Origin of the sequence: Streptomyces sp. NPDC058691 (genome assembly GCF_042714775.1) — a bacterium.
Classification (GTDB): Bacteria; Actinomycetota; Actinomycetes; order Streptomycetales; family Streptomycetaceae; genus Actinacidiphila.
In genome coordinates this window covers 1-16781 of sequence record NZ_JBHXSO010000007.1, presented here as the reverse complement: position 1 = coordinate 16781, position 16781 = coordinate 1, and the positions used below count along the sequence as shown (strand labels likewise).

At 72.3% G+C, this 16781-nt stretch carries 13 protein-coding genes; 1 reads left to right on the top strand and 12 read right to left on the bottom strand.

Translation table 11 applies throughout. From position 1 onward, the window contains the following. Nucleotides 1-6 precede the first annotated feature (6 nt). The 5 genes from ACFWVC_RS07000 to ACFWVC_RS06980 all read right to left on the bottom strand — a co-directional run bounded on the left by ACFWVC_RS07000 (nucleotide 7) and on the right by ACFWVC_RS06980 (nucleotide 7082). The gene (locus ACFWVC_RS07000; RefSeq protein ID WP_384279648.1) at nucleotides 7-1266 is read right to left on the bottom strand and encodes a VWA-like domain-containing protein; all 1260 of its coding nucleotides are present in this window, start codon (nucleotides 1264-1266) and stop codon (nucleotides 7-9) included. Next, entirely contained in the window at nucleotides 1263-2525 is a 1263-nt protein-coding gene (locus tag ACFWVC_RS06995) for an AAA family ATPase (protein WP_384279646.1), read from the bottom strand. The genes ACFWVC_RS07000 and ACFWVC_RS06995 overlap by 4 nt, the downstream gene beginning before the upstream one ends. A 64-nt stretch (nucleotides 2526-2589) precedes the next feature. Next, nucleotides 2590-3942: a hypothetical protein gene (locus tag ACFWVC_RS06990; RefSeq protein WP_384279644.1), complete on the bottom strand. Its 1353-nt coding sequence runs from the start codon at nucleotides 3940-3942 to the stop codon at nucleotides 2590-2592. Between the two features lie 131 nt (nucleotides 3943-4073). Beyond that, nucleotides 4074-5639 carry a hypothetical protein gene (locus ACFWVC_RS06985; protein WP_384279642.1) on the bottom strand — a complete coding sequence of 522 codons (1566 nt, stop codon included), beginning with the start codon at nucleotides 5637-5639 and terminating at the stop codon, nucleotides 4074-4076. 252 nt (nucleotides 5640-5891) lie between these two features. Beyond that, on the bottom strand, nucleotides 5892-7082 hold the full coding sequence (locus tag ACFWVC_RS06980; RefSeq protein ID WP_384279640.1) for an MFS transporter: 1191 nt from the start codon (nucleotides 7080-7082) through the stop codon (nucleotides 5892-5894). 73 nt (nucleotides 7083-7155) lie between these two features. Here ACFWVC_RS06980 and ACFWVC_RS06975 point away from each other — a divergent pair, with 73 nt between their 5' ends. Then, complete coding sequence (locus ACFWVC_RS06975; protein ID WP_384279638.1) at nucleotides 7156-8130, top strand: transcriptional regulator; 975 nt, start codon at nucleotides 7156-7158, stop codon at nucleotides 8128-8130. Between the two features lie 24 nt (nucleotides 8131-8154). On the opposite strand, the gene ACFWVC_RS06970 is transcribed toward ACFWVC_RS06975, so the two are convergent. The 7 genes from ACFWVC_RS06970 to ACFWVC_RS06940 form a co-directional block, all read right to left on the bottom strand. After that, nucleotides 8155-9786, bottom strand: a complete 1632-nt coding sequence (locus ACFWVC_RS06970) for a glycoside hydrolase family 13 protein (protein WP_384279635.1) — start codon at nucleotides 9784-9786, stop codon at nucleotides 8155-8157. Next, complete coding sequence (locus tag ACFWVC_RS06965) at nucleotides 9783-11000, bottom strand: Gfo/Idh/MocA family oxidoreductase (protein WP_384279633.1); 1218 nt, start codon at nucleotides 10998-11000, stop codon at nucleotides 9783-9785. The genes ACFWVC_RS06970 and ACFWVC_RS06965 overlap by 4 nt, the downstream gene beginning before the upstream one ends. Continuing rightward, entirely contained in the window at nucleotides 10997-12013 is a 1017-nt protein-coding gene (locus ACFWVC_RS06960; RefSeq protein ID WP_384280118.1) for a glycosidase, read from the bottom strand. The genes ACFWVC_RS06965 and ACFWVC_RS06960 overlap by 4 nt, the downstream gene beginning before the upstream one ends. 78 nt (nucleotides 12014-12091) lie before the next feature. After that, nucleotides 12092-12991: a carbohydrate ABC transporter permease gene (locus ACFWVC_RS06955; RefSeq protein ID WP_384279630.1), complete on the bottom strand. Its 900-nt coding sequence runs from the start codon at nucleotides 12989-12991 to the stop codon at nucleotides 12092-12094. A gap of 1 nt (nucleotide 12992) precedes the next feature. Continuing rightward, on the bottom strand, nucleotides 12993-13952 hold the full coding sequence (locus ACFWVC_RS06950) for a carbohydrate ABC transporter permease (RefSeq protein ID WP_384279625.1): 960 nt from the start codon (nucleotides 13950-13952) through the stop codon (nucleotides 12993-12995). A 9-nt stretch (nucleotides 13953-13961) separates the two neighbouring features. Further along, a complete protein-coding gene (locus ACFWVC_RS06945; RefSeq protein WP_384279622.1) occupies nucleotides 13962-15236 on the bottom strand; it encodes an extracellular solute-binding protein in 1275 nt (424 codons plus the stop codon). 127 nt (nucleotides 15237-15363) lie between these two features. Next, nucleotides 15364-16395 carry a LacI family DNA-binding transcriptional regulator gene (locus ACFWVC_RS06940; RefSeq protein ID WP_384279618.1) on the bottom strand — a complete coding sequence of 344 codons (1032 nt, stop codon included), beginning with the start codon at nucleotides 16393-16395 and terminating at the stop codon, nucleotides 15364-15366. Between the last annotated feature and the right edge of the window lie 386 nt (nucleotides 16396-16781).

The following is a 16781-nucleotide window of genomic DNA, read 5'->3' as shown; positions in this document are numbered from 1 at the left end:
GCCGGGCTAACCGATCTCCACCACGCGCGCCCAGTCCGGCGGTGTGTCCGGCACCCAGTACGGATCGTCCTCGTTCACGGACGTGCGCCGTCGGGGGAACAGTCCCACCACCGTGCGGGACGGCGGGCGCCTTTCCGGCCAGGGGGTCTGACCATCCGTCAGAACGACGACGACGTCCGGACGCGGGCGCGCGCGCAGCGCCGTGGCGAAGCCGGTCCGCAGGTCCGTGCCCCCACCGCCCACCAGCGGAATGCCCTCGGCGCGGCACAGCGGGTGCGCGATGTGGGCCGACGCGTCGCACGGCACGACGGTGACCATGTCGCGGCGGCCGCCGACGGCCCGGGAGATGGCGGCGACCTCGAGGAGGGCGCTGCCGAGTTCGGTGTCGCTGACCGAGCCGGAGGTGTCGATGACGACGGAGACCCGCGGCGGCCTGCGGCGCAGGCTCGGCAGTACGACCCCGGGCACACCGGCGGAGCGACGGGACGGGCGGCCGTAGGTGTAGTCCTCCCCCACGCCGGGGCCGGAGGCCGCCGAGCGGACGGCCGCCCCCAGCAACTCCCGCCACGGCTGCGGCGGGTGGAAGGCCTGCTCCGCCCACCGTTGCCATCCTCTGGGAGCACTGCCCGGCCGGCCGGTGATGCCCTGCGCGACGCGGAACCGTACCGCGTCCCGTTCCTGTGCGCTGAGGCCGTGTGCGCCGTCCGGCCCCAGGTCCCAGGAGCGGTCGAGTCCGTCGGCGCCGCTGCCGCAGTCCAGCCAGACCATGCCCTGGGTACGCGGTCCGAGCCCGAACCGGGGCAGGTAGTCCTCCATGAGTTCGCCCTCGGGCAGGTCCAACGAGGCGGGCACGACGGCGCCTTCGGGCCGCACCAGGCCGTCGCCGTAGATGTCGTCGTTGATCTCGCAGTCGGCGGCGATGTTCATCCGCAGCCGTTCGCCCGGGCCGGTCAGGCCGCGCTCCTTCGCGACGCGGTCACTGCGACCGTGGTGGTCGCGCAGGAGGTGGGAGACCTCGTGCACCCACACCCCGGCCAGTTCCTCCACGGGGGTCCGGTCGACGAACGCGGGCGAGACATAGCACCGCCAGTGCCGGTCGACGGCCATCGTCGGCACCCGCGGCGACTCCACGGTGTGCAGGGCGAACAGCGCCGTCGCCAGGTAGGGCCGGGCGCGGGCGGCGTGCAGCCGGGCGGCGAAGAGCTTCTCGCGGTCCAGGGCACCGGGGGTGGTGGGTGCGGGCGCCAGTGCGTCGTACGTCGTCATCGCCCGGCCTTCACTGCGGCCGCGGCGCGAGCGGCGGCCTGGTCCGCCCGGCGGGACAACGCCACCGTTCCGGCGAGTCGTTCGATGGCGGCGGGCACGTCCCAGTCCTGCCGGCGCAGCGTGGCGAGGGTGGTCGCGGGGACGACCACCAGGTCCGGGGCCCCGGTCTCCAGCGCCAGGACCAGGAGCGCCCAGGCCGCGTCCCAACGGGACTTCTCCGGGCGCCTGCGGACGGCGTCGACCACGCCGTCGAGCACGGCCTGGCGCAGATCGCCCCGTTCCGGCAGGTCGGCGGCGGCGGGATCGGCGAGCAGGTCCTCGGGGTCCGGGAGGTCCATCCGGTCCAGGCTCGCCAGCAGTTCCAGCCCCGGGCCATCCCCTACCGCTCCTCTGACCAGGAGGGACAGCACGTCACGGGAGACGCCGGCCGCGGTCGCGAAGGCGATGAGGTGCAAGGTCATCTCCCAACTGCGGGGCGACGGCCAGGCGCCGCCGCGGCGCGTCTCGCTGGTGGGCAGCTTGTGCACGAGGCCGGGGCGGGCGGCCAGGAGCCCGCACACCGCGCGGCGGGCGAAGTCCACGGCCTCCGGCAGCCGTCGGGGGTCGAGCCGCGGCAGGGTCGCCCGGGGCCACGTCCCGCCGAGGCCGCGGACCACCACCTCGGGGTCGTGGGTCCACTGGAGGTGGACGAACCGGTTGGCCAGGGGCGGGCTCAGTTCCCAGCCGTCCGCCGCCGAGGAGCGCGGATTGGCGGCGGCCACGATCCTTACCCCTGGCGGCAGTCGGAGCGCGCCGATCCGTCGCTCCAGCACCAGGCGGAGCAAGGCGGCCTGGACGGCCGGCGGCGCGGTGGACAGTTCGTCGAGGAACAGCAGTCCCCGGCCCGCCCGCACCAGCCGAACGGCCCAGTCCGGCGGCGCCATCGGGACGCCGTGCACCGCGGGATCGTCCCCGACGACCGGCAGGCCCGAGAAGTCGGACGGCTCGTGCACGCTGGCGATCACCGTGGTCAGCGGGAGGTCGAGGGCGGCGGCGAGCTGCGTCAGCGCCGCGCTCTTGCCGATGCCCGGCTCGCCCCAGAGCAGCACGGGCAGGTCGGCGGCGACGGCCAGGGTCAGGGCCTCCAATTGCGGGTCGGGGCGCGGTTCCGTGGTCGTGTCGCGCAGCAGGTCCAGCAGCGCGCCTGCGACGTCGAGCCGGGTGGGGCCGTCCGGGCCGGCGGGCATGTCGGTCGCGGGCGGCAGGGCTGTGGTGGGCATGGGTGATCACCTGTGGGTTCGTGAAGTGAAGGGTCATGGAAGGACGGGGATTGCGGACCCCGGGTCAGTGGAAGATCGCGGTCCGGGGGCGGCGGCCGTCACGGTGACGGCGCCTGTCCGGGACACGGCGGGGTCCGGGGTCGGCCAGGCCCGCCCGGAACAGCCCGTGGACGATGCGCCGTTCGGCGGCCGTCTCCAGTTCGTCCCGCAACGCGCCGTCTCGGAGCAAGGCTTCGGGTCCGAGCAGGCCCTCGACGACCGCCAGCGCACCGGCGGTGTCACCGTGGTCCAGGCGCTCGCGGACGCCTGGGAGGCAGTCCGGACGGCGGTGTGCCTCGTCGATCGCCTGCAGGCAGGGAAGCGGGGTACCGGTCAGTGCTGCCAGTAGCTCCTCCCTGCGGATCTCGTCCGGGCCGTGGTCCAGTGGGGCCAGGACCCCGTCGGCCAGGCCGATCCGGTGCCGGGCTCCGCGGCATTCCACGAAGCGCGATTGCCCTGCCGGGTCGGTGAGCCCGCCGGAGGCGGGCGGCACGTGACCCGGCACGAGGGCGGCGGCGACCAGCGGATGCAGCCGGTCGGCCGTGATCGCGCCGGCCCGCAGCAGCTCCAGGTCGGGGGGCACCCAGGTCGCCGCGTCGGGCAGCACCGGCAGCCGGGCGGCGCGGTCGTCCGCGGGCAGCCGCGAGATGCGCGACGCGGGCGGACCGGGCCCGTCACCGGTCGGGGCCAGGTCCACGAGCAGCCGTTCCCGCGAGCCCAGTCTGACGACGACGGGACCGCTACGGCGCCCCTCGGCGCGGAGCACGATCTCCGCCTCGGCAGGCCATCGGTCGACAGCGCGGCGCGGTCCCGGAGGTCGGTCGTCGGCGGGCGGACCGCCGGCTCCCGACCGGGTCCGCAATTCGTCCGCCCTGCGGGCGTCCCACAGGTGCCGGTGCAGGTCGAGGCGGAACCGGCGGTGCGGACGGGGATGCGGGTGGGGGTGGGCACTCGCCGCGGCCCGGCTTCCGTCCCACAGTGCGAGGCTGATGCGCTGACCGGCATCCGCCCAGGCCGGAGGCGTCCGCACCACGAGGTGCACGGCACGCCCGCCGTCCTGGTACCGGGCCAGGGCGATCGTCAGCCCCGGCCGCAACAGCCCGTCGGGAGCGATCCTCGGCATGTGCCAGCGCAACAGATCGGGAGCCAGTTGGCGCAGATCCGCCCGGATCCGGGCGGCGAACTGCCCGCCATGAGTACGCGCCAGCGCGCGCAGATCGAGATCGACATCGACGCCCGCGGCGGCGCACGCGCCTGCCCAGTCCCCCGCACGGCGGCGGACGGTCGCGGCGTCGATCATGGACGGCGGCACGGCGTACTCACGCACGCGCAGCCACAACGAAACACGGGAATCCTCGTACGCGTTCTGAGTGAGCATCAGCACTCACCTTGCGCGGACGGGACCCCCGATCTGTGCGAGGAGTAGGTCGTCATCGCGGGGAGCATAGCGCCCGCCACCAGGGTCCGCCAGGTGTTTTGAACCCGTGCCCCCGCGCCGGGCGGCTGGTGTCAGACGAGGAACTCGGCCAGTGGGAACGAGCGATGGCGACGTGGTGGGACCAGATAGTTCTGCCGGTGGGTCGTGTGGAGGACCGAGTTGATGCCGGCGTGGGGGCTGCGCGGTGCGACAGGGAGGGTCCGGTCGGGATAGTGGCCGTCCATCGAGAGCCGGACGATATTGAAGATCTCCGTCGTCGGCTGGAACTGGATGAAGTGCAACCCTGCCGCCGGCGTCTTGCTGTAGTGGTCCGCCGCCGGATCGGAGGTGTAGTGGAACGGATTGTCCAGGGTGTCGAAATCGCCGCGCACCGGGATGGTCGTCCCCGAGGGGTAGGCCTTCCCGTAGTTGCTGGTCATCGCCGACGTGGTGCTGTCCACCTCCGACATGCTCCCCGTGTGGCCGTAGGCGCGGTACCGCTTGACCCCTTGCGCCACTTGGGCCTCGGTCTGGCCCGGCGGCTGGAGGGCGAGCGTACCCGGCGCGGGCGCGGGCGAGAGGCCGGGATGGAGCATCGCCTGGACGCGGTCCGCGTACTGGGGGAAGTTCTTTTCGTACCAGGTCACCAGATCTTGGAACAGGTGCGAGAGATGCATGGTGGTCCCCTGTTTGAAGTAACCATTGGGCCACTGATCGGTGAGGCCTGGCAGGGTCTCCAGATTGGCGATGACGCCGGGTCCCATATTCGAGTCCAGGGTGGTGGCGAAGCCGAGGAAGCCCTGCGCCTGCCGGGGAATCGACTTCGCACCGGGGATGTCGGCCGCCAGCGCCAGTTTGCTCGGCAGGCCCTGCTGCCCGTAGAAACCGCCCCCGGAGAAGCCCCGGCGGATACTCGTCACCTTGAACAGGCTGCCCGCCCGGTTTCCTCCGGGCCCGAAAATGGCGTTCTGGGCTGCCTTGATATTGGCGAGCGAATCACTGCGGAGCAGCACGGCCACGTCATTCTGTTCCATGCGGACCGGCCCGAAGCCAGGCGGGGACTGGTCGCTGGGGAACGTCCTGGCCTCCTGCAGCGCATATACCGTACGGCCCTCCGTCTTGGAGGTCGCCAAATCGACCGGCAGATATGCCGGGTAACGGGTTCCCGCCTTGAAGAAGCCCGACGTCTTGCCCAGGGTCGGGATGTAGTGGTGGAAATAGGGAAGTCCCCAGGCCACCGTGACGGCCACTCCTGTGGGCGTGGAAGGAAATTCGCCTTCCACATCCATGAGGACGGACTCGAGGTGGTGCTGCGCCTCCCGCAACGCCTTGGCGTTCGCCGGCACATTCAGCCTCGCGGTGATGACATGGTTGTGCAGGGCCGGAACCCGGACCGCGATCGTGCCCTTGCGGCTCTTCACGCCCGAGCCGTCGACCATGACCACCGGCTCGTTCTGCAGGATGTATTGCTCCTGGATCGGCGGGCTGTCGGCGGAAACGGGCCGGGACGGTGGCTTCGCAATGGAGTCGACCATCTCATAGATGCCGGCGGATGCCAGAGCGGCACCGAGGGTGCCGGCCGTCCCCTGAAGAATGCGTCGCCTGGTCAAGTTCGCGCGAGGCTGCCCCGCGGGCCCATTCTCGTTGCTGTCTTCCATGAAAAGCGTTCCCCCACTGTGGAGTAGGTGCCCGAGTGGTCAGGGGTTGAAATGAACTCCCCCATAGGGGTCTGCTCGCCATGCGGGCTTCGCGGCGCCGATACGGCCTTGCGCACACGCCACCGGACGGCGATGACGGTGGGTGTGCCGGCTCATTGCCATCGGCATTGGCCTCGCTTTCGCGATATAAACACACACGGCCCGGGCCGGTGAAGCCGACACGCGGCCTGCGCCATTGCCGGATGCCGTGCCTCACGGCACGACGGTGTGCGCGGTGGCCGGGGCCGGGGCCGGGCGGAGGCCGGGGGCGAGGAGGAGGGTGACCGTGACGGAGGCGGCGGCCAGGGCCGTCATCGCGGTGGCCGGGGAGGTGTGCTGGGCGATCGTGCCGGCGAGGACCGCGCCGAGGCCCTGCCAGGCGAGCATGCCGGAGGAGTGCAGGCCGAGGGCATGGCCGCTGAGTTCGTCCGGGGTGAGGGACATCAGGCGTTCCTGGAGCACCAGGCTCGCCGCGTAGCCGACCGAGGCGAGGGCGACGACGGCGGCCGCGAGGGGCAGTGCGGGGTGGAAGGCGAAGAGCAGGTAGGGGGCGGCGAGGAGCAGCCGGAGAGCGGCGCCCGCACGCTCGCGCCACCGTGGGGGGAGGAACCGGCCGGCCAGCGTGTCGCCCACGAGCATGCCGCACGCGGCGGAGGCGAGCAGCACTCCCGCGTGAGCGGGCGCGTAGGGCACGAAGAGCGATTCGCAGCCGACGATGAGGCCATTGGGCACCCAGAGGGCGAGGTACACGGTACGGCGGGGCCGGGCGGACCACAGCAGGACGTTGGTCCGCCAGGTCTCCGCGGGCGACGGGCGACCGCTCGCGCGCGGCGCTCTGGCGGCGAGGCCGAAACGGGCGGCGGTGGAGGCCGCGAGGTACAGGGCGGCGCCGACGAGCAGGACACCGCGTGGCGACAGGGCGGACAGCAGGAGGCCGCCCACGGCGAAGCCGCAGATCTGCATGGTGCCGGTCGACATGTTGAGCACGGAACGGCCCAGCAGGAAGCCGCCCTTGGGAAGGATCTGGTGGAGCAAGCCGTAGCGGACCCCGCCGCCCACGGAGGCCACCAGACCCTCGGCGGGCAGGATGACGAAGACGGCCCACAGGGGCAGACCGGGGATGGCCAGGGCGGCGGTGCCGAGGGCGAAGAACAGGGACACCCCGCTCAGCGCGGCCCGCGGCGGCAGGCGGTCCGCCGCGGACAGCAGCATCGTCGCCCCGGCGACCTGCGCGAGGGAGGGGCCGAACATGGCGACGGCGGAGAGCAGCGGGGAGCGGGTCGCGTCGTAGACCAGGGTGCTCAGGGCCAGTCCGCTCACCGTCTGCGCCGCCACCTGGCCGGTGGACATGAGAAACAGCGGTGTGAACTCCGGTGTGCGGAAGAGGTCTTGGTAGGTGCGCATGAACCGGAGTCTCGATGGCGGCGAGCCGGGCGTTTAATGTTTCGCGCGGACGCGAAACGACAGGGGGCGCAAGGTGGGCTGGTGGCTGGTCAACACCGAGACGCTGGTGGGCAGCCGCTTCGTCGTCTCCCCGCTGGCCGAGGCCATCGCGAGCCTGCAACTCCTGGAACGGGGCACCGCCGCGCACCCCGGCGAGCGGGCCTGGCTCGACGCCCATCTGCCCGCGTACCGGGAGCGGCTGGCCGGGGACCCGGTGACCGCTCTGCTCGTGCGCACCGCGCTGGGGGGCACCTGGAACGCCGACTTCCTGACGCCCACACCCACCGGTGAGGGCAGCCCCGGTTTCGAGGAGGAGTTGTCCCGGATCCGGGACACCCCTCCGGACCTCGCCCTCGGGCATCTGGCGGTGTCGGCCGGCGGCGGCCCGCTCCCCCGGATGCTGCGCCGGCAGGATCTGCCGGGGCGCGCCGCGGACATCGTCGCGTGGGTGTGGACGCACACCGTCCTGCCGGACTGGCAGCGGCGCCGGCGCGTCATCGAGGCGGACATCGTCGCGCGCACGGCGCAGTTGAGCCGCGGCGGCTGGGTCGAGGCGCTGGACGCGATGCGTCCGGGCATGCGCTGGCTCGGCAAGGGCCGGTTGCAGATCAACACGCGCGACTACCCGCCGCGCGACCTGTCCGGGGCCCGGCTGATGTTCGTTCCCGTGACCCCGGTCGCCGGCTGGGTCTCGTGGGACGAGCCGCGGCGGTACGCCGTGGTGTACCCGTGCTCGGGGACCCTCGCCGAGACGGGTCGGCAGCGGGTCCCCGAGGCACTGGGCGCGCTGCTCGGTCCCGCGCGGGCGGCGGTCCTCGTGCTCCTGGACACTCCGAAGAGCACGACGCAGTTGGTCGCCCTCACCGGCCAGGGACTGGGGTCGGTGGGGCGCCATCTGAAGGTGCTGCTCGACGCCCGGCTGGTGCGGCGGCGGCGCGCGGGCCGTTCTGTCCTCTATTACCGGACGGAGACCGGCGACGCCCTCGTCACGGCCCAGCAGGACGGCTGAGCGGGCTGAGCCGGCTGCGTGGAGTTACGACGAGCGGCGCAGCCAGACCGTGGTGTCCGCGGGCACCGTACGGCCCTGCAGCGGGGCGCTGGCCAGCAGGATGTCGTCACCGGGCGCGAGGGGAACGGGGTCGGGGCCGTAATTGGTCAGGCAGCGCAGTCCCGGTCCGCGGTCGAAGGCGAACCACGAGCCGTCCTCCGGGCCCTCCAGGGCGGGGACCGCGTCCGCCGGGGCGTGCGCGGCGTGCCGCAGACGGAGCGCGGAACGGTAGAGGGCGAGCATCGAGGCGGAGTCGTCCTCCTGGGCGCGGACGGTGAGGTCCGCCCAGTCGCCGGGCTGCGGGAACCAGCAGTCGTCCGCGGGGGCGGTGCTGAATCCGTACGGCGCGGCAGGGCCTTCCCAGGGCAGCGGGACCCGGCAGCCGTCACGGCCGCGTTCGCGGTGGCCGGAACGCTCCCAGAGCGGGTCGCGGAGCCGGTCGTCCGGCACATGGGCCTGGGGCAGGCCCAGTTCCTCGCCCTGGTAGAGGTAGGCGGCGCCGGGCAGCGCGAGCATCAGCAGCGCCGCGGCGCGGGCGCGGCGCAGCCCGAGGGGGCCGCCGCCGTACCGGGTGACCGGCCGGATCGCGTCGTGGCTGGAGGCGACCCAGGTGACCGGGGCACCGACGGCGCGCATGGACGCCACCGAGCGCTCGATGACCCCGCGCATCTCCGTCCCGTCCCAAGGGCATTCGAGGAACGCGAAGTTGAAGGCCTGCTGCATCTCGCCGGGGCTGACGTAGCGGGCCAGCCGGGCGGGGTCGAAGACGGCGGCCTCGGCGACCATCACGCGCTGCCCGGGAGGGACGGCTCCGGGCGGCGCCGGGTGGGTGTCCAGGAGCCGGCGCCAGGTGCGGAACAGCGGGTGCAGTTCATCCTGGTCGTAGTACGGCATCAGGTGGTTGCGCAGGATGTCCTGGTGCTGGCCGGGTCCGGCGTCGGGGAGGCCGGGGGCCTTGAAGAGGGTGTGGGCGACGTCCACGCGGAAGCCGTCGACGCCCCGGTCGAGCCAGTGCCGCAGGATCCGCTCGAAGTCGGCGACGACCTCGGGGTGCCGCCAGTCGAGGTCGGGCTGCTCGGGTGCGTGCAGGTGCAGATACCACTCCCCCGGGCCGCCCTCCGGTGCGGGGACGCGGGTCCACGCGGGGCCGCCGAACGCCGACTGCCAGTCGTTGGGCGGGAGTTCGCCGTGCTCGCCGCGCCCGGGGCGGAACAGGTAGCGGCTTCTGGCCGCGGAGCCCGGCGCGGAGGCCAGCGCCTGCCGGAACCAGGGGTGCGCGTCGGAGGTGTGGTTGGGCACGAGGTCGATGAGGACGCGCAGGCCCAGGGCGTGGGCGCGGGCGACGAACGCGTCGAAGTCGGCCTCGGTGCCCAGGTCCGGGGCGACGGCGGTGTGGTCGGCGATGTCGTAGCCGCCGTCGGCCAGCGGGGAGGGGTAGAACGGGGTGATCCACACCGCGTCCACGCCGAGCCGGCGCAGGTGGTCCAGGCGTGCGGTCGCGCCGGGGAGATCGCCGACGCCGTCGCCGTTGCCGTCGGCGAAGGAGCGCGGGTAGATCTCGTAGCAGACCGCGTCCCGCCACCAGGGCGTGCCGGACTCCGGTTCGGGGGTGCTCACAGGGTCCTCCCGAAGGTCGGCGGAGCGGGGACGGGTACGGTGCGGCCGGTCTCCGCGGACCGCGTGGCCGCCTCCGCGACGGCGACCGCGGACCTACCGGACGCCGCGTCGGCCACCGGGGTGCCCCCGTCGGCCGCGCAGCGCACCAGGTCGGCGAAGGCCGCGCGCACGCTCTCGGCGTACACATGCTGCTTGCGTGCCTCGCCGCCCAGGTCGACCACGCAGGTCACCCGGTGCGGTACGGAGCGCGTCACGCCGCGCCCTCGGGCGGGCTCGGCGGAGCCCGCGTCGCGCTCCACGAAGACGGCGATCCGCTCCTCGCCGTGCGGCCGCAGGCCGGGGACGGCCAGCAGGTCGGCGGCGCGGCCGGGGAGTTGCTCCCAGCGGCGGGCGCCGTCCTCGTCCGTCCAGGCGGTGACGGTGGCGTACGTCGGTATCCAGCCGGTGACGCGGGCCTCGGCGAAGCCGTAGTCCAGGCGCATCAACTGGCGTTCGGCACGGTGGGCGTGGGTGAAGGAGTGGGTGTGGGTGGCGACGGCGCCGCCGGGGTGGGTGGCGGTGGCGACCACGATGTCGATGACGCCCGCCGGATCGCCGCCGTCCCTGCGGACGGCCGTGCCCTGGACGGCGACGGGGTCGCTGCCCATGAGGGCGCGCGCGGCGTCGAAGAAGTGCACGCCGTGCTCGATGTGGATGCCGCCGCTGTGGGCGGGGTCCCAGAACCAGTGGCCGGGGTCCAGGGCCTCGTCGGCGGCGTCGTTCTCGAAGGCGAACCGCACCAGCGGGTCCAGGATCCCTTCCTCGCGCAGCCGCCCGAGCATGCGCAGGACGGGGTTGTAGCGCAGGACGTGGTCGACGACGAGCACACCGGTGGAGCGGCCGGCCTCCGCCTCCACGCGCAGCGCGTCGTCGAGGGTGGTGGCCATCGGCTTCTCGCTGAAGACGTGCCGCCCCGCGCGCAGCGCGCCGACCGCCAGGTCCGCGTGTGTGGCGGGCGGGGTGGCCAGTGCCACCACGTCCACCCCGGGGAACGCCGCCAGTGCGTCCGCGTCCGAACAGACGGCGGCGCCGTGCCGCCGCGCGAGGGCGGCGGCACGGTCGCGGTCGGGGTCGGCGCACGCGACGATCCGTACGTCCGGAAGGCCGGCGATCGCGTCCAGCAGATAGGCGCCGAAGGCACCGCAGCCGGCGAGGCCGACACCGAGGGCGGTCATTGCACGTGGTCCAGGCGGGCGACGCCGATGTGGGCGTCGGCCATGCCGTAGAAGACGTAGCGGACGCCGTCGATCTCCTCGATCGCGGTCGGGAAGACCACGTTGGGCACGGTGCCGGAGCGCTCCTCCTCGGTCTCGGGCTCCATCAGCGGCTCGTCGGTGCGGGCCAGGATGCGCGCCGGGTCCTGCGGGTCGAGGATCATCGCGCCCGCGGCGTAACTGACCTTCTGCTGCTGGGCGAACGGGTCGTCGATGCTGCCGGACACACCGTGGTGGATGAGCAGCCAGCCCTCCTCGACACGGATCGGGGCCGGGCCCGCGCCGATCTTGAGCTCCTCCCAGGGGTGCTCGGACAGCGCGACGAGGCGGTGGTCGCGGGGGCGGGCCAGGGCGCTGAGGTCCTTCTCGACCTCGGCGACGGGGACGTAGGAGATCCAGATGCCGGGGCGCTCGTCGGTCACGCCGGCGGGCAGGTGCACGCCCTCGCCGGGCCGGAACCAGCCGAGGTCCCACATCGGGCGGTGCAGCATGGCGAACGCCGGCTCGCCGTCCGGGCCCGGCACGGGCTCGGGGAAGTGCACGACGTCCTTGTTCGGGAAGAGGTTGAGGTCGGTGTCGAGGTCGGCCTGGTAGGCGAACTGGATCGGGCCGAGGCGCTCCCAGGAGACCAGGTCCTTCGACACGGCCAGCGCCGGCTTGGGCCCGAGGGGGCCGTAGGCGACGTACGACATGACGTGCAGGCCGAGGGCCTCGATCCACGTCGTGCGGGGGTCCTCGACACCCGCGTTGTTCTTGCCGCGCTCCCAGCCCGCGTCGGGGGCCAGGACGACGCCGCGGCGCTCGACGCCGGTGGGCACACCGTCCTCGACGACGACCTCGGCGAGGCCGACACGGGAGATGTTGCCCTCCGCGACGAGACGGGGCAGCAGGTGCAGGGTGCCGTCGGGGGTGCGGCCGGAGGCGGGGTTGAGCACGCCCTCGGCCTCGTTCGTCTCTCCGGCCAGCGGGGACATCACGACGCCGACGCGGGTGAGGCGGTAGGGGACGGAGGTGGAGCCGGTGGTGCCGGTGGTGCGGTCGTTCACAGGGGTTCAGCCCTTCGTGGCGGAATCGATGTCGGTGGAGGTGAAGCGGCTCTGGAAGACGAGGTAGAGGGCCACCGCGGGCGCGGCCAGCACACACGCGCCGGCGAGGATCGCGCCGAACGGGTTGGCGGCGGCGGAGGAGACGGTGCTGATGTAGTTGGCCAGGGACACCGCCAGCGGCTGCATGCTCTGCTCCTTGGTGACCAGGAACGGCCACAGGAACTCGTTCCACGGCCCGGTGAAGCTGAGCAGCACCACCGAGGCGATCGCCGGCTTGCACAGCGGGATCGCGATCCGGAGCAGGATCTGCAGTTCGCTCGCGCCGTCGATGCGGGCGGCCTCGAACATCGCCTGCGGCAGTTGCAGGAAGAACTGCCGGAAGATGAAGACCGCGCTGGTGTTGATGGCGAACGGCAGGATCATGCCGAGGTAGGAGTCCGCCAGTCCGTAGTCCCGCACGATCAGCACGTACAGCGGGATCATGAGCAGTTGGAACGGGACGACCTGCACCAGCAGCACCAGGGCGAAGGTGGTGCCCTTGCCCCGGAAGTGCAGCCGGGCCAGCGCGTAGCCCGCCAGCAGGCCGAAGACGGTGGTGCAGATGATGACGCCGCCGGTGAAGATCCCCGAGTTGATCAGGGAACGGCCCAGCGAGATCGCCGAGTTGATCTCGGCGTAGTTGTGCAGGGAGAGGTTCCCCGGGCGGGGGAAGGCCCCGGCCGGGCTGCTGTCGGGCTCGCGCTGAAGGGAGCCGATGAGCATGTAGTAGAAGGGGAAGAGGAAGGCGAACGCCCCGAGGAGGAGTGCCAGCCGCGACAGGATGCGGCGCGCGCGGGTGTGCGTGTGCCTGTGCGGCGTGTGACGCACCGGAGCGTGCAGCAGCGTGGGGGCGTGGACGTCGGCCATGTCAGTCCCTCTCCAGCACGCGGCGGTAGATCAGGGAGATGGCGGTGATCAGCACGACGAGGATCACGCCGATCGCCGCGGCCTCGTCCGGGTGGCCCTGCTGCAGACCGCGCTGGTACATCAGCAGCACGGGCGAGGTGGTGGCGCCGTCCGGGCCGCCGCCGCTGGTCAGCAGATACGGCTCGGTGAACAGGTTCGCACCCGTCACCGTCGCCATGACCAGCACCAGCAGGGTCGCGGTGCGCACCGCCGGGACGGTGATGGACCAGAACATCCGCACCTTGCCCGCGCCGTCGAGCGCGGCCGACTCGTAGAGCTCACCGGGCACGTTCTGCAGTGCCGACAGGTAGAGCACGATGAAGAAGCCCAGTTGCTTCCAGGCCACGAACACCGCGATCGTCGGCATCGCCAGGTGCGAGTTGACCAGCCACGACGGGCTGGGGGCCAGCGGCCCGAGTGCCTGGTTCACCAGGCCGTTGGAGTTGAAGAGGAACAGCCACACCCCGACGACCGCGACGCTGGCGGTGATGTACGGGACGTAGTAGGCCGTGCGGAAGAACGCGCGCCCCCGCAGCTTGGAGTTGAGGGCCGTGGCGAGCACGAGGGACGCCCCCACCGTCAGCGGCACGTTGATGACCAGGAAGATCGCGATGTTGAGGAAGGAGTGCCACACCGCCGGGTCGGTCAGGACGGTGGTGTAGTTGGCGAGCCCTACGAAGGGGCGGTCCACCTGGGCGCCCGGCGCGGCGAAGAAGTAGTCGTGGAAGGACATCCACACCGCGAAGCCGAGCGGGTACAGGAAGATCGCGGCCAGGTAGAGCACGTACGGGGAGACGAAGGCGATGCCGATCGGGTGCCGGCCGGCGAACCGCAGCCCGGGACGCGGCCCGCGGCCGGCCCTGGGGCGCGCCCCGGGCCGGGCCGGCCCGGGGCGGACGAGGTCACTGTGCGTGGAGGACATGGCGCCGGCTCACTGCTTCGCCAGGCCGTCGACCTTGCCGGCCGCCTCGCTGAGGGCGCTGCTCACATCGCCCTTCCCGAAGATGACGGACTTGGTGTAGGCGTCGCGGAACGTCTGCCAGATCTCGACGGAGTTCGGCACGTTCGGGGCCTCGACGGTGTGGTCGGCCTGCTCGGCGAAGGTCTTGTACTCGGGGTGCGAGGCGAAGTAGTCGGGGTACGCGGCCGCGAGGTCCTGGCGCATCGGCATCTGGCCGGTGGCCTCCAGCAGCTTGCCGTCCTGCTCCTTGCTGGTGGCGAACTTCAGGACGTCCCAGGCCGTGCCCTTGTTCTGGCAGGCGGTGAACATGCCGATGGACTTCTCGTCGCTGAAGGTGCCCTTGGCGGCGGTGCCGGTGGCGGTGGGCACCGGCACGGCGCCCCACTTGACCTTGTCGCCGTAGACGGAGACCGCCCACGGGCCGACGATCGCCATGGCGGCCTTGCCGTCGGCGAAGGAGTCGCCGTTGTACTGCTCGTTGGGCGCCAGGTGGTCCGCGTACATGGTCTTCCAGAACTCGGCGGCCTTGACGCCGTCCGGCGAGGCGAACTGGGCCTTGCCGTCCTCGACGAGCTGCTTGCCGGTCTGGGCCGCGAAGAGCGGGTAGAAGTCGAACCAGGACTGGTAGAACTCGGAGGTGGGCGCGGGCCAGATGGCGGCGTGCGCACCGCCCTTGACCAGGGCGCGCGAGGTGTTCAGGAAGTCCTGGTAGGAGGCGAGCTTGGGGTGCTCGGGGTCGAGGCCGGCCTTCTTGAACAGCTGCTTGTTGTAGAAGATCATGACGGGGTTGCTCTTCCAGGGCATCTGGTAGTGCTTGCCGTCGGGCGAGGCGTACTGGGAGAGCCGCTCGCCGGTCCGCTCCTGGAGGTACTTCTCGCCGCCCGGGAAGTCGTCGAGGGCCACCAGGCCGCCCTGCTTCTGGAAGCCGGGAACGGCGGCGGGGGCGGTGTTCAGGATCAGGCAGGGTGCGTTGCCCGCCGTGATGGCCGCGCCGATGACCTCCTCGGAGCTCTTGCCCGCCGGTATCTCCTGCGCCTTCACCTGCTCCTTGGGATGGGCGGCGTTCCAGTCGGCGACCATGCTCTTGCCCCAGGCGACCTCCTGGGCGTTGTTGGAGTACCAGACGGTGATCGGCCCGTGGGCGTCGCCGCCGGCGGAGCCGGAGCCGGAGCCGCCACTGCCGCACGCCGCGAGCGGCACGGTCAGGGCGACGGCGGAGAGTACTCCGAGGAGGGTCTTCTTCATTGCGGTGTGCTCCATCTTCTCAAATGGGGACGAAATGGCTGTTCCGAGGCGTCGTCCGGCCACGGTGACGGCCTTCCAAGAGCGAAAGAAGTCGTGGGCCGCGCGGTGCGCGGTCAGGGGTGCGAGGTCAGGGGTGCGCTCTCGCGGTGGGCGCCGGGCCCGTGGAATCGCGCAGCATGAGCGCGGCGGGATCCAGTTCCACGTACGGGGTCGCGCCGGTCTCGATCGTCTCGATCAGGGCGAGCGCGGCGGCGCGGCCCCAACGGGCGGCGTCGGCACGGCCGGTGGTGAGCGAGGGCCGGGTCCAGGAGGCCAGCGGGACGTCGTCGAAGCCGACCACCGACAGGTCCTCGGGCAGCCGCAGGCCCGCCTCCTGAGCGACCGCCATACCGGCGGTCGCCGACAGGTCGTTGGCGTACACGATGGCGGTGGGCCGGTCGGCGCGGGCGATCAGCGCCTGCGTCGCCAGCGCCCCGCCCTCGGCGGTGAACCCGCCGGGGAGCACGGGGCACGGCGGCAGGCCCGCCTCGGCGAGGGCGTCCTGGCAGGCCCTGAGGCGTCGCTGGGCGTGCAGGTACTCGTCGGGGCCGGCGACGTAGGCGATGTGCCGGTGGCCCAGTTCCACCAGGTGACGTATGGCACCGGCGACCACGGGGCGGTCGTCCAGGTTCACCGTGGCCAGGCCCTCGATGCCGCCGTCGGCGCCCACGGCGACGCCGGGCAGCCCGAGCTCCCGCAGCAGCGCCGGCCTGGGATCGTCCACGCGGAGGTCGGTGAGGAACACCCCGTCCACGCGCTGGTCGTTCACCAGACGGCGGTAGGTGTCCATCTCGCGCTCGGGGCGGCTCACATGCAGCATCAGGCCGTCGCCGGAGTCGGCTATGACCGACTCGATGCCGGCCATGAAAGCGGGGAAGAAGGGGTCGTTGCCGATCAGGTCCGGCTCACGGGTCAGCACCAGCCCCACCGCCCGCGCCCGGCCCGTCGACAGCGCTCGGGCGCTGCGGCTCGGCGTCCAGCCGAGCTTCTCGACGGCCGCCCGGACCCGCTGCTGGGTCGCGGCGGCGACTCCCGGGCGGTCGTTGAGGACGAACGAGACCGTGGCCCGGGACACGCCGGCCAGCGCGGCGACATCGGCGATGGTGGGGCGTCTGGCCATGGCGAACTCTCCGGGTACGGCTGCGTTGGGAGCCACCACGGCATCGCGGGCTCCGTCGGGCGGCGTACGTCGAGGCACGCCGTCCGGCGGCACCATCGACGCCGGAAGCAGCACGTTCTGCCGCTCGCATACCGGCGCAATCAACGCGAAGCGATTGCTTCATCTGCCGTTTGAACCGGTTTAAACGAGCGATGTGAGGATCCTTGACCGCGATGGCTCCACAAGTCAAGAACTTGTATGGAAAAGCACGGCGATACGCCGTGCATGTCCGAGAAAGTCCCCAATGTCCATATCCCGATGGACTCCGCGGATCCCACCCGGCGTGATCCCCGAACATCTCCCAAAAGGGATGAAAAAGGGCGGGCGGTCCGCATCCCTCGGAGGGA